13 protein-coding genes are annotated in these 14,937 nt (G+C 51.8%); 1 reads left to right on the top strand and 12 read right to left on the bottom strand.

The window, feature by feature from the left end; translation table 11 throughout:
- Positions 1-61: 61 nt before the first annotated feature.
- Positions 62-361: a putative quinol monooxygenase gene (locus tag EHT25_RS11865; RefSeq protein ID WP_124874701.1), complete on the bottom strand. Its 300-nt coding sequence runs from the start codon at positions 359-361 to the stop codon at positions 62-64.
- Between the two features lie 127 nt (positions 362-488).
- On the opposite strand from EHT25_RS11865, the gene EHT25_RS11860 reads away from it, so the two are divergent.
- A complete protein-coding gene (locus tag EHT25_RS11860) occupies positions 489-1,460 on the top strand; it encodes an aldo/keto reductase (protein WP_124874699.1) in 972 nt (323 codons plus the stop codon).
- A 74-nt stretch (positions 1,461-1,534) separates the two neighbouring features.
- Here the strand turns inward: EHT25_RS11860 and EHT25_RS11855 are convergent, their stop codons facing one another.
- The 11 genes from EHT25_RS11855 to glmS all read right to left on the bottom strand — a co-directional run bounded on the left by EHT25_RS11855 (position 1,535) and on the right by glmS (position 14,853).
- Entirely contained in the window at positions 1,535-4,600 is a 3,066-nt protein-coding gene (locus EHT25_RS11855) for an ATP-binding response regulator (RefSeq protein ID WP_124874697.1), read from the bottom strand.
- An 89-nt stretch (positions 4,601-4,689) separates the two neighbouring features.
- Positions 4,690-4,875, bottom strand: a complete 186-nt coding sequence (locus EHT25_RS32980; RefSeq protein WP_124874695.1) for a hypothetical protein — start codon at positions 4,873-4,875, stop codon at positions 4,690-4,692.
- A 10-nt stretch (positions 4,876-4,885) separates the two neighbouring features.
- A complete protein-coding gene (locus EHT25_RS11845) occupies positions 4,886-7,450 on the bottom strand; it encodes a TonB-dependent receptor (RefSeq protein WP_124874693.1) in 2,565 nt (854 codons plus the stop codon).
- A gap of 373 nt (positions 7,451-7,823) precedes the next feature.
- On the bottom strand, positions 7,824-8,498 hold the full coding sequence (locus EHT25_RS11840; protein ID WP_124874691.1) for a hypothetical protein: 675 nt from the start codon (positions 8,496-8,498) through the stop codon (positions 7,824-7,826).
- Between the two features lie 136 nt (positions 8,499-8,634).
- On the bottom strand, positions 8,635-9,225 hold the full coding sequence (gldD, locus tag EHT25_RS11835; RefSeq protein ID WP_229311501.1) for a gliding motility lipoprotein GldD: 591 nt from the start codon (positions 9,223-9,225) through the stop codon (positions 8,635-8,637).
- 107 nt (positions 9,226-9,332) lie between these two features.
- Entirely contained in the window at positions 9,333-9,623 is a 291-nt protein-coding gene (locus EHT25_RS11830; protein WP_124874687.1) for a hypothetical protein, read from the bottom strand.
- A gap of 100 nt (positions 9,624-9,723) precedes the next feature.
- The gene (locus EHT25_RS11825; RefSeq protein ID WP_124874685.1) at positions 9,724-10,503 is read right to left on the bottom strand and encodes a TIGR00266 family protein; all 780 of its coding nucleotides are present in this window, start codon (positions 10,501-10,503) and stop codon (positions 9,724-9,726) included.
- A gap of 52 nt (positions 10,504-10,555) precedes the next feature.
- The gene (locus tag EHT25_RS11820; RefSeq protein ID WP_124874683.1) at positions 10,556-10,798 is read right to left on the bottom strand and encodes a hypothetical protein; all 243 of its coding nucleotides are present in this window, start codon (positions 10,796-10,798) and stop codon (positions 10,556-10,558) included.
- A gap of 106 nt (positions 10,799-10,904) precedes the next feature.
- Positions 10,905-12,428, bottom strand: coding sequence for a glutamate--tRNA ligase (gene gltX / locus EHT25_RS11815; protein WP_124874681.1), 1,524 nt, complete (start codon positions 12,426-12,428; stop codon positions 10,905-10,907).
- 74 nt (positions 12,429-12,502) lie between these two features.
- Positions 12,503-12,874, bottom strand: coding sequence for a Rid family detoxifying hydrolase (locus tag EHT25_RS11810; RefSeq protein ID WP_124874679.1), 372 nt, complete (start codon positions 12,872-12,874; stop codon positions 12,503-12,505).
- A 125-nt stretch (positions 12,875-12,999) separates the two neighbouring features.
- A complete protein-coding gene (gene glmS, locus EHT25_RS11805; RefSeq protein ID WP_124874677.1) occupies positions 13,000-14,853 on the bottom strand; it encodes a glutamine--fructose-6-phosphate transaminase (isomerizing) in 1,854 nt (617 codons plus the stop codon).
- Between the last annotated feature and the right edge of the window lie 84 nt (positions 14,854-14,937).

The raw sequence follows: 14,937 nt of genomic DNA, 5'->3' as shown, positions 1-14,937 counted from the left end.
ATTATTTCTTAGCAGAATACCACGCAGGATTTGAAAAGATGCATTCACAAGCGGTTTTATTTCAGGTCGTTACGGTTTCCAGTTTTTCGACCGAATAAGCCGATGCGCGTTCGGCAAACAGAACTTTGGTAGCGGCCCAGGTGGTTTTAAACAACTCCGACCGGCGGTAATTCTCCAACGCTTCGGGCGACTCCCAATGGCTGTAGGTTACAAAAACCGCTGGCTTATCGAGATCACGGAGCAGTTCAAGGTGAAGACAGCCGGGAAACGTACGGATTTTTTGTTTGGATGCTTCAAAAATAGCCAGGAAATCAGCGGTTCTCCGCTCCTGAAAACTCATTCGAACGATACGAATCAACATTATTTAGTGAAGAGTTAGGAGTTAAGAGTTAAGAGTTAAAACTTGCGCTGCAAATTAGCAGCTTCTATGAGTTGCGCTCCCATTGCAATATAACTCATAACTCATAACTCTTAATTCTTAACTAAAAATGCAGTACCGTACGTTTGGCCGGACTGGCTGGCAAGTGAGTGAAATAGGCTATGGCATGTGGGGCCTGGCCGGTTGGACTGGGTCTGAACGCGAGGAGGTCGATCAGGCACTCGACCGTTCGGTTGAACTGGGTTGTAATTTCTTCGATACCGCCTGGGGCTACGGCGAGGGACTGAGCGAGCGGATTCTGGGTGATTTACTCCAACGCTACAGCGATAAACGGCTGTATGTAGCCACCAAGATTCCGCCCAAAAACCGCAAGTGGCCATCGAAACCGGAGTTTGCTCTGAAAGATGTTTTTCCAGCCGATTACATTGTTGAATACACCGAAAAAAGTTTGAAAAATCTGGGTGTCGAAACGATTGACCTGCAGCAGTTCCACGTCTGGGAAGATGGCTGGGCCGACAACGATGAGTGGAAAGAAGCCATTACGAAGTTGACCAGAGAAGGGAAAGTGCAAGCGTGGGGCATTTCCGTAAACCGCTGGGAACCCGACAACTGCCTGAATACCCTGCGTACCAATCTGATCGATGCCGTGCAGGTGATTTACAATATTTTCGATCAGGCACCGGAAGACAATCTGTTCCCGCTTTGCCGTGAGCTAAACATTGGCGTCATTGCCCGCGTTCCGTTCGATGAGGGAACACTGACCGGAACGCTGACGAAAGAATCGACCTTCCCGGCGGATGACTGGCGTTCGACGTATTTCGTACCGGAAAACCTGAACTCCAGCATCGACCATGCCGACGCGCTAAAACCGCTGATCCCGGCCGGAATGACGCTACCCGAAATGGCACTGCGGTTTATTCTGGAAAATCCGGACGTAGCCACGACCATCCCCGGCATGCGCAAACTCCGCAACGTGGAAGCCAACATGGCCGCCAGCGACGGCAACGGTTTATCCACCGAATTAGTCAGCGAGCTAAAAGGCCACCGTTGGGATCGTACGCCGACGGAGTGGAGTCAGTAGAACGTTTTGAGGAACGAAGTAAGCGTTCGCAAATTCCACTTTGCCGCTTGCTTCGTTCCGAAGTAAAAACCGCTTTATTGTGGCAGGTACACGAAAAAAGTAGCTCCCTTTCCCAGCTCGCTGGTGGCGGTGATGGCTCCTCCGTGATTTCCGACCACCCGCTGACAGATCGCCAGCCCCACACCCGTTCCGGGGTACTCGCTTTTGCCGTGCAGCCGTTGAAATACCTGAAAAATCCGGTCCAGGTACTTGATGTTAAAACCGATTCCCTGATCACTGACGCTGATTTCAAAAAACCGCGTTGCAGTGCTGGTCGGGCGAATTCCCGGCGGCAGATCAGCAGCGTTACGCTCGGTGGATTGGATGGAAATCCGGGGCGTCTGGTTTTCCGGCGTAAACTTCAGGGCGTTGGAAAGCAGGTTCTGAACCAATTGCCCCAGCTGCGTTTCATCGCCTTTCACAACAGGCAAATGACCAACTTCAATCTGGGCATTTCGTTGGCTAATGGTCCAATCCAGCGTGCTGAGCACTTTGCTGACAATGCTTTCTAAAGAAACCGGGCCAAATACTTGCTGGCGGGTCGAAATGCGGGAATACGTAAGCAAATCGCGAATGAGCGTCGACATTCGTTCACCAGCAGAGGCCATCCGAAGCAGCATATCCTGACCGGTTTCGCCCAGTTCGGGCCCAAACTGTTGCTGTAAAATACCGCTAAACGACTGAATTTTACGGAGCGGTTCCTGCAAATCGTGGGACGCAATGTAAGCGAACTGCTGGAGGTTGTCGTTGGAGCGTTGCAGATCGATGACCAGCGCCTGCAACTCGGCGGTTCGTTGCTGAACCTGCTCGTCGAGTTCCTTCGACAACTGGCGGTAGCGCGCTTCACTGTCGGCCAGGGCTTGGGTTGCCTGACGACGGGAGGCTTCCAGACTGATTTGCGTCCGCACTTTGGTCAGCAGTTCCAGCGCCGAAAAAGGCTTCACCAGGTAATCGTCCGCGCCCGCTTCCAGCCCATCGATCCGGGCTTCCTGCCCGGCCCGGGCCGACAGAAAAATGAGGGGAATCGACGCCGTGGTAACGTCCTGGCGAAGTTGCCGCAGCAGTTGCTTGCCATCCATGACGGGCATCATGACATCGCTCAGAATCAGCTGGGGCGTCAGCGCACGCAGTTGATCGAGGGCATCTAGGCCGTGGATTGCCGTCTGTACGTCAAAATAGGGGGATAATATACGGGTCAGGTAAGCCCGCATGTCGGCGTTGTCGTCAACCACCAGAATCGAACCTTCGGAACCGGAAACAACCTGTTTATCCGTACTTTCCAGCAAAGAGACCGGTTTTGTTTCGGCCAAAAGGCTGTTGGCTTCCTCAAGAAAGGAGTCGGCCAGATGGCTTCGCTGATTCGTTCCTTCCTCGTCGCTTACCTGTGAAGCCGGTAAATGTTTTTTTCCGAGCGGAATGGTTACAGTAAACACACTGCCTTTCCCTTCTTCACTGCTGACGGCGATGGTCCCACTGTGCAATTGTACCAATTCCTGCACCAGCGAAAGCCCGATTCCGCTGCCTTCGAACGTCCGCCCACCCGCATTTTCGACGCGGTGAAACCGCTCGAACATCCGGGGGAGTTCCCGGGCCGGAATGCCTATTCCCGTATCCGAAACCCGCAGAACGACCTCTTCTCCCTCCACGCTCAGCTCAATGCGGATACGGCCCTGTAAGGTAAATTTAAAGGCGTTTGACAGGAGGTTAAGGACAATTTTTTCCCACTTATCCGCGTCGACGTAGACGGCAGTCTGCACGTTGTCGCACTCAACCACCAGTTCCAGTCCAGCCCGTTCGACAAGGGACCGAAAGCTGCTGGCCAGATCGGTTGTTAAGGCACCTAAATCAACCGGTCGAAAGTAGGCATTGATACGTCCGGCTTCGATTCTGCTGAAATCCAGCAGGTTATTAACCAATTTAAGTAACCGCTGTGCATTTCGGTAGGCCGCTCCCACCGATGACTGATACGGTGACGTCTGAAATTCCGTCGATTGCAGGAGTTCCTCCAGTGGGCCTAACATCAGCGTCAGGGGCGTTCGGAATTCGTGGCTGACATTGCTGAAAAAGGCCGTTTTGGTCCGGTCGATGGCCGCCAGCGCTTCGGCCCGCTGCTGCTCCTGTTGATAGGCGTACACGTTTGAAAACGCGGTACTGATGGTATTTGCCATCAGATCATAGAAGGTCCGGTACTCGGCATCCAGAGCCCGCCGGGAACTGACGCCCGCCAGCAGAAAACCCGCTGGCTGCGACTGAGCCGGTATGACAATCGGCAACAGCAACGCGGTATGGGGAAGCTCGGGATACGGCCCACTCGGCAATGGCCCAATCTGCCCGGTCAGGTTTTCAACAACGCGGGGCTGGGTGATATCCGATAGCCAATCGGTCGAATCAATCCGGAGTTCCAGAAGGTTGGCCGGTAAAGTACGGTCGGCCCACAAACCGCTGCTGCTGACTAATTTTGCCTGTTGACCATCGGGAGAAATTTCATAAAAGAGCAAAAACGGCAGATCGAGGGCAATTCCCGGCTGAATGGCCTGCAACCGATCATAAATGTCCTGATTGGTTTTTGCCTGAGCGGTTTGGGCCGCCACATCCCGCAACACCTGGGTTCGCCGGGCGCTGAGCATCTTATCCGTCGTTTCGGTAATGGGGTGAAAAATGCCACCCACCTCGCCGGTTTCATCGCGGATCGGCGCGAATGAAAACGTCATGAAGGCTTCTTCCAGATAGCCATACCGATCCAGAAACATCCGCTGGTCTTGGATGTAGGTTCCTTCGCCCTGTTGCCCCCGGGTGAACGCGTCGCCAACAACCGGTAGAGCGGTTTCCCAGCAGATTCGGAAATTCTGACCCATCGATTCGGGGTGCTTGGCCCCGCAAATGGGTCGATAGCTGTCGTTGTAAATTTGAATGGTTTCCGGTCCCCAGGCAATCAGAATCGGAAAGGTTGAAGAAAGGCACAAACCCACCGAAGTACGTAGACTCTGGGGCCAGGTATGAACGGGGCCCAGGGGGGTTTGGGCCCAATCCATGGTGCGGATCAGTTGTCCCATTTCGCCCCCTCCGGCCAAAAATAACTCTGTTGATTCAGCTTGATTCATCGCCGATTTGGTTGCCTTTTAACCCTGATACTAACGTCTTTTTACGCATCAGCCTAGGCCAATGCAAAAATAGCTATTTAGTTGGAAGGCTACGAGAAACCGTAAAATCCAGCAGGCTGGTCGTTCGACGAAAACGGTTCGCCAAACCGGGGCAGTCGTCCGGACAGGTCGAGTCGTTTCTGGAAAACCGTACGATTTTCGGGTATTGGGGTATTTTTAAACCGAAAAGCTGGCCTAAAACCGTTCGTTTCAAGCCAGCCTCTCTGCTGTTGCACTGTACCGCTATTAGTATGAGTACCGCAGCGTTATACCGTAGGTGCGTTGATCGCCCACGATCCCGGCATATTGTCCGTAGCTGCCGGGAGCCGCCAGCAGTTGCTCGTAATAGTTTTTATTGAAGAGGTTTCTTGACCATACGAAGAACGTCAGCCCGTTGGAAGCTCTGAAACCCAGCCGTGCGTTGGTCAATCCGTAGCCATCAATATTCAGGTATTTTGAAGGTGATGGACTGGAAGAGAACTCCGACCGGAAAAATTCATCGATGCCCAGAAAATAATTCCCTTTGAGACTAACCAGTGTCCCCTTAGCGGTCACTTCACCCCCCACCGAGCCCGACCATTTAGAAATGCCCGGTAGTCTTCCGCCCGAAACGTCCTTGAAAGCCTGCGCACCACCGACTTCTTCCAGAGGCACCGGCGCATTGACAAAACTCACGTATTTACCATCCGTATAGGCCACGGCGGCATTCAGGACCAGGTTGGTAAAGCGGATGTTCCCGTCAATTTCGGCGCCCTGTACCCTTACTTTTTCGGCATTGGCCAAATACCCCCGGTTTACACCCGGTTCCGGCGTTTGTACCTGCGTTTGATAATCTTTGATGTCCGAACGATAGAACGTCAGGTTCAACACCGAATTGCCCGACGGTTTGGTTTTGATACCGAACTCTTTGTGATCCACATATTCGGGTTTCACATTGGCCAGATCAAGCAGAATTTGTCCATTCGCGGTTGGCAAACCGCCCACGTTTACACCGATTGGCTTATAACCCACGGAATACGTTGCGTACGCATTAAAGTTAGCAGTGGCTTTGTATTGCAATGACAATTGGCCGGAGAAATTTCCTTTCGCATAATTCGTGTTAAACGCCTGATTGGTATACACCCCGTTTTTGAGGGCGATCAGGGCCGCATCCGTGGTTTGCAAACCGCCATAGGTCACCCGGCTGTAATCAACCACCTTTTTGTCGTAATTGTAGCGCACACCGGGTAAAAGATGCAGTTTGTCGGTGATGGTCCAGTCTGCCTGTGCAAAAATGGCCAAACTGGTGCTTTTTATTTCGTTGGTGGTCCGGATACCGAAGTTATCGAATAAACCGGGCGTTTTCCACAAAGCACTGGTGGAGCTTTGGGCAAACCGCCATTGGGCAGAACCGGCCTCTTCCGTCTGCACCGGGTCTGAGGTCAGGTCCTGCCAGAGTCCAAATAAGCCAACTACCCCGCTCAGCTTGGAAGAAACTTTACCGGAATACCGAATTTCCTGCGAATACTGGTTATGCTTGGAGTTTCCGGAAGAGATCGTAAAGACGGGCAAACCGATGTAATCGCGGTCATTCAAGGGTGTCCACACCCAGTAACGCCAGGCAGATGTGCTCGTCAGCGTTCCGTTGCCGATTTTAATATCGGCATTGACCGAAACACCGCCCAACTGGTTATCGGCTTTGGAAGGCGTGTCCAGATCCAATTTACGTTCAAAGGCGCTCTGGTAGGGAAGTTTATAGCCTAAGTCCGCGATGATGGCATTGAACTGGCGGTAGGCCGCCCGCTGGGTCGTGACCACGCCCGCCACCGGCCAGCCGTAGCCCGTCGGTTTTTGATCCGAAATATCCCCGATCACGGTGATGTTTACATTTTCGCTCGGCGTATATAAAATCTGACCTCTTACGCCAATGTTGTTGATATTGTTGATCGGTAATTGCGTATGAACATTAAAAAAAGTACCGTTCCGTTGGGTTCCGGTAAACGAAAGCCGGGCAGCTAGTTTTTTGCTCAGCCCGCCGGTGAGCGACGCCTTCGCCTGCACATAACCCAGGTTTCCATAGCTCACTTCAAAGTTGGCACCGGGCGTAAAACTAGCCGCCCGCGTTGTGATGTTGAACGCCCCCGCCGTGGTGTTTTTGCCGAAAAGTGTTCCCTGTGGCCCGCGTAAAACCTCCACGCGCTCGATGTCGATAAAATCGAGGGCCGTAGCCGCCGGACGTGCGTAGTAAACGCCGTCTACGTAGAAACCTACACCCGGGTCAACACCGTCGTTGGTTAATCCGAACGTTGACCCCAGTCCGCGAATGTTCAGTGTTGTATTCCGGGCATTGGAAGCATATAACTGGACCGAAGGCACCAGTTCCTTGAGACGGTTTACGGTAAATGCACCGGCGTCTTCGGCCCGCTGCCCGCCAATTACCGAAATAGGAATGGGTACTTCCTGAGCAGATTCCTGACGACGACGCGAGGAAATCACGACGTCTTCCAACTGGGTTGTATTCACATCCAGCTTAATCTCCACTTTGCTTTCGTTGATCACCACTTCTTTTTTGACGTAGCCGACGAAGGATACCACCAGAGTAAAAGGTAATTTCTGGCCGGTAACCAGATTAAAATCCCCGTTTGCGTCGGTCGCAGCGCCATTGGTTGTTCCTTTGATCGAAACCGTTGCACCGATCAGGGGTTCATTGTTGCGGGCATCGAGCACTTTCCCGGAAATCGTTGCATTGACAATGGGGGCATTTTGGGCGGATAGAAATAAGGGAGTCAACAGGACTCCAATGAGCAAAGTGAGCTTTAAAATTCGTTGCATTGCGGATGACTGGTTGTGTTAATTTATTATTCCTATAGATTTAATAGGATTTTTTTCAATTTTTTGGTTTCAATCAGAAGAGAATGAAGAAGACAACGATGGATTAGAAACCTAAGTAAGCTGCATCAGCAACATCGCAGCCAAACAGGAGAAGAAGGTACCGGTTTTTTCATGAGTTCTGATTAATTGACAGATACTAACTACCTTTTTAGATAGACTATACGGAGTATTATTACTCATAATCTATTGACTTAGTAGTTTTTTGTGCAAAAAAAGAGTGCCACGTCGCGATTTGCAACTAATGGCACTGAAAGTTTTGGCAAAAACCGTATATTCTTTAAATAATTATACTATTCTGGGACTCCGGTCAAAATCAGGCAACTTTTTTTACCTGGGTCCGACGCGCGGGGCGCAAAGAGTCATTCTTGGCTCCTTCCAATACCGTATCGGAAATAATTTCCAGTTGATGCGCCCGTTTCAGAACGTATTCGAACGGCAGGTTGAAATAATTGGAAACATCCGTGCGGAAACTATCTGGGAAACGGGAAAGCCGCACGCCGAAGAAACTCCGGATTTCGGTTTCGGGCAACAAAGCCGCCAGTGCCACGCGCTCAGCTTCGGCCAACAACTCGTTGCGGTTGGTGAATAAATGCTCCAGACCAACCGTCGCCGTCAGTATATGCAGATACAATTGCTTATAGGCACCGGTCAGCTCATTGGGCAGAATGACCCAGCCCTGCTCACGGAATTTAGCCGCAAAACCGGTCAAACCCGGAACACCGCGCAAATCACCCGCAATGAGTTCTTCGGGAAACTGCAAGCGATCGTCGGACTTCGACAACCGGTATACGACGGCTTCAACCGGGCTTTTGTGGAACAGCAGGTCGGCCGGAAGCTGGCGGTTATTTTCCCACTGGTCGCTCAACTTGACAAAAATCGTCTCATTGACGGGGGAATTCTGTGAATCCCCCAAGCTAACGAGCATACGCCGAAACGCAGCCAGAAAGTCGATCTGAAATTGATTCGGATTAAATTTTGTGCGTCTCATCGTATTTTCTTCTGGCGTTTGCGTCGCCGGGATTCGTGAATGTCAGGGAGTTAATTCCCGAAAAGGGTTATAAAGATACGAAATACATGAAAATTTTGCAATAATTCTCTTTACCGGGATAGCGGTTTTTCCGTCATCAGCTCCCCTGTTTCCAGCGCAGTGTTTTGAGCAAATGCAGGACGTCTTTGCGCAGGTAGTCAATGACGGGAGCCAGTGAATCGTTGCGGGTGGCGACGTTAAAATAAACCGCTCCGCGCAGAAAATGGGTCGTGGTGTCGGTCGTAAAAAACTGCAACTGGCTCGGTACTTCGCCCGTGATCGAGAGCATATCAGCCTTCAAACCGCTCGGAAGCTGAACGACTTCTTCCTTAAACGCATACGCCTTTTCGTTGTGCATGGCTGCGAGCTTGTAGGAGTCGGCAATCATCCCGGCCAGCCGTTTCTCGTTGTGCTGAACGGGGTGATACGTCAACTGTACGCTGGCGCTGAAAGCCGGGTAATTGATAAAAATCCAGTGCGGTTGCGCCCCGCGAAACGTATCGGGCAGAATGCGGGCCTGTCGGGAATACTCGAAGGTGTACGGGTGTGCTTCTTTCAAGGCCTGATACTGGTGTGCCGGGAGGTCGATGCGGTTGTAGCCTTTGGGTTTCGGAACATAGTTGTCAGCATCGCGGCTACCGCAAGCGGCCAGCAAAACCGCTGACAAGACGAAAAGGAATTTTGTCACAGATGGATGAGAAGTTACCTGAAAAAGTAAACGAAAAAGCCCGGCGGTTTCGTGCCGGGCCATTCAATTTCCGCCGGTTTTTGAAAACCGGTCAACTGCGTAAATCCTTATGAGTTAATCATTTCCAGTTCTTCCTGCCGAACGGGTAGCCCCAGCAAGGTTCGAAACCGGTTGATGTTAAAGGTTGGCTCAAACCAGACCTCGCCCAAAACCGGGTGACGCACCGGCACGTCCGGGTTTTGAATTTCACTCAGCAGTACGCCGGTTTCGCCGTTGGTATGCCGCTTCACCATCCGAACCGTGTACATTTGATCCGCTTTAGGAATCTGAACCCCAAATTCAGCATAAAACGCCAAAACCGGCGCCGGAAAGCTGTCGTTTACACAAATGATTTCCATAAAACTATTATCTGAACTATGATTACGGTGATTGAAATGATGTGATTTTCTTGTCTAAATCAATGACATCATTTCAATCACCGTAATCATAGTCAACCGATTAATCCTCAAATAAATTCCCTAAACCACCCAGCACGGAGCCGCCTTCCTTGCGGGCCTGTCCTCCGCCCGGCGACAGCCGATCGACCAGTTTAGAGATCGGCATCGACTGAATCCAGACTTTTCCGGTTCCGCGCAACGTTGCCAGAAACAGGCCTTCTCCACCAAAAATCATGGATTTCAAACCGCCTGAACGCTGAATATCGAAGCCGATCGAGGGCTCAAATCCAACGACGCAACCCGTATCGACCCGCAGTGTTTCATTATTGAGTTGCCGCTCGATCACCACGCCCCCGGCGTGAATAAACGCCAGACCGTCGCCCTGGAGTTTCTGGAGAATAAAGCCTTCACCGCCAAAAAAACCGCTGCCAATCCGCTGGTTGAAGTGAATGTTGATCTGGGTTCCCAATGCGGCACACAGGAAGGCATCTTTCTGCACAATCAGCTGATTTCCATAAATTTTGGCCAGATCGATCGGCATAACGGTGCCAGGATACGGGGCGGCAAACGCCACTTTCCGTTTGCCGTAGCCGCGGTTGGTAAAGTGCGTCATGAACAGCGACTCACCCGTCAGCAGACGGGATCCGGCCTGAAACAGCTTGCCCATAATGCTCTGGGTAGCCTGCGAACCATCGCCCATTTTGGTTTCAAACTGAATACCATCTTCCATGAACAGCATGGCTCCGGCTTCGGCGATGACGGTTTCGTTCGGGTCCAGTTCGATTTCGACGACCTGAATGTCTTCACCGATGATCTTGTAATCAATTTCGTGAGAACGCATGAAAAGTATGAATTACAGATTAATAGTACCGATTAACTCTGGGGAAATTAAACTACTCCTCTTCGCCATCTTCGTATTCGCCTTCCTCACCTTTCTCACCATCTTTCAGATCCTTGCGGTTCCGGAGCTTTTTGTCGTCAACGGTTTTGTTCAGGAACGCATTGATTTTATCAATATCGTAGCTGTTCGTAATCTCGCCGAACGTGTTGATTTTGATGTCGAAACCTTCCAGTTCTTTGTGAACCCGCGGTTTCTCGTTCGGTTGGTCTTCGGGTTTAGTGACTTTCTTTGCCATCCCATTTTTAGTTAAGAGTTAAGAATTAAGAGTTAAAACGGGGCCGCCCGGCGGTAGGCTGAAGCAGGCTATTTTACTTCATAATTCTTAACTCATAATTCTTAACTCATAACTCTGTTGTCGCTTTCTGCAACCGGTCAATGGTTTCCTGTTTGCCGATGATTTCCAGCGTGATCATCAGATCCGGCCCGGCGCCGACGCCGGTGATTGCCAGCCGCAGTGCCTGCATGATTTTGCCCTGTTTCACACCGATGGCCGTCATCGTTTCCGCCAGCGTAACCTTCGCCAGCTCAGCCGTCAGCGGTTCGGCTACCGAAGTTAATGCATCTTTAAATGCGGTCAAAGCCCGAACAGCTTCCTCGTTCCATTTGCCCGACACAATCGCCGGATCGTAGCTCTGCGGTGCCCGGAAAAAAACCGCGGACTCGGTGTAAATCTCATTGGCAAAGTTGACCCGTTCTTTCAGCAATCCGGCAATTTTGGCTGCTTTTTCCGGCGAACAATCAATACCGTCGGCGGCCGCCTGCTGCACAATCGCTTCGGCGAGTTGCTCGTTCGGCTGCTGCCGCAAATATTCGTGGTTGAACCACTTCGCTTTCTGAATATCGAACCGCGCCCCGGCTTTGTTGATCTGCTCCAGACTAAACGCCTGAATCAGTTCATCCATCGTGAACATCTCCTGCTCCGTGCCGGGATTCCAGCCCAGAAAGGCCAGAAAATTAACTAATGCGTCTGGCAAATAACCGTCTTCGCGAAAACCGCGCGCCACCGTATCGGAAAACGGATCTTTCCATTGGAGCGGAAAAACCGGAAAACCGCCCAGATCGGCGTCGCGCTTGCTGAGCTTTCCGTTGCCATCCGGTTTTAGCAACAGCGGCAAATGCGCAAATTGTGGCATGGTGCTTTCCCAACCCAAAAACCGGTACAGCAACACGTGCAGCGGAGCCGACGGCAACCATTCTTCTCCGCGAATAACGTGCGTAATGCCCATCAAATGGTCATCAACAATGTTGGCCAGGTGATACGTCGGCATACCGTCCGATTTCAGCAGCACTTTATCGTCGATCTGCGACGAATGCACCACCACCCAGCCACGAATCAGGTCGTTCAGCCGGACATCTTCTTTTTTAGGCACTTTCAGCCGAATCACGTACGGACTGCCCGACTCGATCAGCGTTTTCACTTCGTCCGGTTTCAGCGTCAGCGAGTTTTTCATCTGCAGCCGCGTGATGGAATTGTACTGGGCCGCCGGAGCGTTTGCTTCTTCCATGCGTTTCCGCATCGCTTCCAGTTCTTCCGCCGTATCGAACGCATAGTAGGCTTTTCCTTCCGAAACCAGCCGTTCGGCGTATTCGCGGTAAATCGCCTTGCGCTCCGATTGCCGATAGGGTGCATCCGGACCACCTTTCGTCAGACCTTCATCAATTTCGATGCCGACCCACTTCAGGGATTCGACAATGTACTCTTCGGCACCGGGCACGAAGCGGTTTTGGTCCGTATCTTCGATCCGGAGCAGCATTTTCCCGCCGTGTTTTCGGGCAAACAGGTAATTATAAAGAGCCGTCCGCACTCCGCCGATGTGAAGCGGGCCGGTGGGGCTGGGTGCAAAACGAACGCGTATTTCAGACATAATAAAAGGAGAAAAGGAGGAAGGGAGGAAAGGGAAAGTACGGTAACATCCGTTCCTCCTTTCCTCCTTCTTCCTTATTGAACTGCAATAACGGAGATTTCCACATTGACATCTTTCGGCAAACGCGCCACTTCCACGGTTTCGCGGGCGGGCGGATCGGCGGTAAAAAAGCTGCCGTAGACCTCGTTGATTGCGCCGAAATTAGTGAGATCTTTCACAAAAATGGAAGCTTTTACCACGTTTTCGAAGGTGAGACCGGCCACTTTCAAAATAGCGCCGATGTTTTCCATCACTTTACGGGTTTCGGCCTGAATATCGCCGGACGACGCCACGTCGAGCGCAATCTGACCGGATACATACAACGTCTCGTTCACCATAACGGCCTGGTTGTAAGGGCCAATGGGCGCCGGAGCGTCGGGGGAAAATATGATTTTTTTCGTTGCCATACGTGGAAATGGTTTTTAGGGAAACCGGGCTGCAAGTTAGCAATCAAATGCATCGGATGTAAATAAAAATAGACCCGTACCGTTTTAAAAACCGTATGGGTCTATCCCTAAAAAACCGTATTTCGCTACTCCACCGTCACCGACTTCGCCAGATTTCGCGGCTGATCGACGTTGCGGCCCCGCATCACGGCGATGTAATACGACAGCAGTTGCAGCGGAATGACCGAGACCAGCGGCATCAGCACGTCATGCACCTTCGGAATTTCGATCACAAAATCGACCATTTCCCGAATCTGGGTATCACCTTCGGTCACTACGGCAATCACGCGGCCTTTGCGGGCTTTCACTTCCTGAATGTTCGAAACCACTTTTTCGTACGAGCTGTCTTTGGTCGCAATCACCACCACCGGCATGTCTTCGTCGATGAGCGCGATCGGGCCGTGTTTCATCTCGGCGGCCGGGTAGCCTTCGGCGTGGATGTACGAAATTTCCTTCAGCTTCAGGGCACCTTCCAGTGCCACCGGGAAGTTCAATCCCCGGCCCAGGTAGATAAAATTCCGGGCGTAGGTGAAAATGTAAGCGATTTCCTTCACCTTTTCGGCGTTTTGCAGCACCTTGTCGACCAGCGTTGGAATCCGTTCCATTTCGGCGAGCAGCTGCCGAAAAACCGTATCGGAAATCGTGCCTTTTTTGTGGGCGGCCGCGAGCGCCATGAGCGTTAAAACCGTCACCTGCGCCGTGAAGGCTTTCGTGCTGGCCACCCCTATTTCCGGCCCCGCGTGGGTATAAGCCCCGGCATGCGTCGCGCGCGCAATGGACGAACCCACCACGTTGCAAACCCCGAAAATCGTGGCTCCTTTCGATTTTGCCAGCTCGATGGCCGCCAGCGTATCCGCCGTCTCGCCCGACTGCGAAATGGCAATCACGATATCGCGTTCGGCAATAATCGGATTGCGATAGCGAAATTCCGACGCGTATTCCACCTCGACCGGAATGCGGGCCAGTTCTTCAAAAATGTATTCGGCCACCAGACCGGCATGCCAGGACGTTCCGCAGCCCACAATGATAATCCGTTTCGAAGCCGCCAGTTGATCGAGGTAATCGCGCAATCCGCCGAGTTGCAGGTGTCCGTCGTCGGCCCGGACGCGGCCGCGCATACTGTCGGCAATGGAGCGGGGTTGCTCGAAAATTTCTTTCAGCATGAAATGCTCAAAACCGCCTTTTTCAATGGCTTCAAGCTCTAATTCCACTTTCTGAATGTAGGGCGTGGTCTGTGTATTGTCGAGGTTGATCACCTTCAGCTCGCCGGCGCGAACGACGGCAATTTCGAGGTCGTTCAGGTAAATCACATCTTTGGTGTATTCGATGATCGGCGTGGCATCCGACGCGAAAAAGTACTCGTTCTCTCCCACCCCAATCACCAGCGGACTCCCTTTCCGGGCGGCAATGAGTTGCGTCGGATCTTCTTCCGAAATAACCACAATGGCGTAGGCGCCCACCACTTCCTGCAAAGCCAGCCGGACAGCTTCTTCGAGCGACGAACCGGTTTCTTTCCGGATATCTTCAATGAACTGAATCAGGACTTCCGAGTCGGTTTCGGAGCGGAAAACATGGCCTTTCCGAATCAGATTCTGCTTGATCGCAGCGTAATTTTCAATAATTCCGTTGTGAATGATCGCCAATTTCCGGTCGTGCGACTCATGAGGATGCGCATTCACGTCGTTTGGAGCGCCGTGGGTGGCCCAGCGGGTGTGGCCAATGCCCACTTTCGCGTGTAACGCCTTCCCGGTCAGTTCATTTTCCAGGTCGGCAACTTTGCCTTTTTTCTTGTATACGTTCAATCCGGACGGGTCGGCCTTTTCGGCGTCGAGCAGGGCGATTCCCGCGCTATCGTAGCCCCGGTATTCCAGCCGTTTCAACCCTTTCAGAATCAGCGGAGCGGCCTCACGGTATCCAACATAAGCGACAATTCCACACATAGGCTTTTGAAATTAAAATGGTGTTGTGTCAATCAGTTTTTAAAATAGTTTAGAAAGTGCTCTTTTATTCCTAAAATATTAACA

The organism is Larkinella rosea (assembly GCF_003858635.1).
Taxonomy (GTDB): domain Bacteria; phylum Bacteroidota; class Bacteroidia; order Cytophagales; family Spirosomataceae; genus Larkinella; species Larkinella rosea.
The sequence above is the reverse complement of the archived record's forward strand: the minus strand, read 5'-3'. Positions and strand labels throughout refer to the sequence as shown.

Coding starts and splice junctions, on each gene's coding strand:
- EHT25_RS11830 (WP_124874687.1), bottom strand. CDS start 9,623: ATGGAAATCATTTGTGTAAACGACAGCTTTCCGGCGCCGGTTTTGGCG.
- EHT25_RS11845 (WP_124874693.1), bottom strand. CDS start 7,450: ATGCAACGAATTTTAAAGCTCACTTTGCTCATTGGAGTCCTGTTGACT.
- EHT25_RS11825 (WP_124874685.1), bottom strand. CDS start 10,503: ATGCGTTCTCACGAAATTGATTACAAGATCATCGGTGAAGACATTCAG.
- glmS (WP_124874677.1), bottom strand. CDS start 14,853: ATGTGTGGAATTGTCGCTTATGTTGGATACCGTGAGGCCGCTCCGCTG.
- EHT25_RS11820 (WP_124874683.1), bottom strand. CDS start 10,798: ATGGCAAAGAAAGTCACTAAACCCGAAGACCAACCGAACGAGAAACCG.
- EHT25_RS11810 (WP_124874679.1), bottom strand. CDS start 12,874: ATGGCAACGAAAAAAATCATATTTTCCCCCGACGCTCCGGCGCCCATT.
- EHT25_RS11855 (WP_124874697.1), bottom strand. CDS start 4,600: ATGAATCAAGCTGAATCAACAGAGTTATTTTTGGCCGGAGGGGGCGAA.
- EHT25_RS11840 (WP_124874691.1), bottom strand. CDS start 8,498: ATGAGACGCACAAAATTTAATCCGAATCAATTTCAGATCGACTTTCTG.
- gltX (WP_124874681.1), bottom strand. CDS start 12,428: ATGTCTGAAATACGCGTTCGTTTTGCACCCAGCCCCACCGGCCCGCTT.
- EHT25_RS11865 (WP_124874701.1), bottom strand. CDS start 361: ATGTTGATTCGTATCGTTCGAATGAGTTTTCAGGAGCGGAGAACCGCT.
- EHT25_RS11860 (WP_124874699.1), top strand. CDS start 489: ATGCAGTACCGTACGTTTGGCCGGACTGGCTGGCAAGTGAGTGAAATA.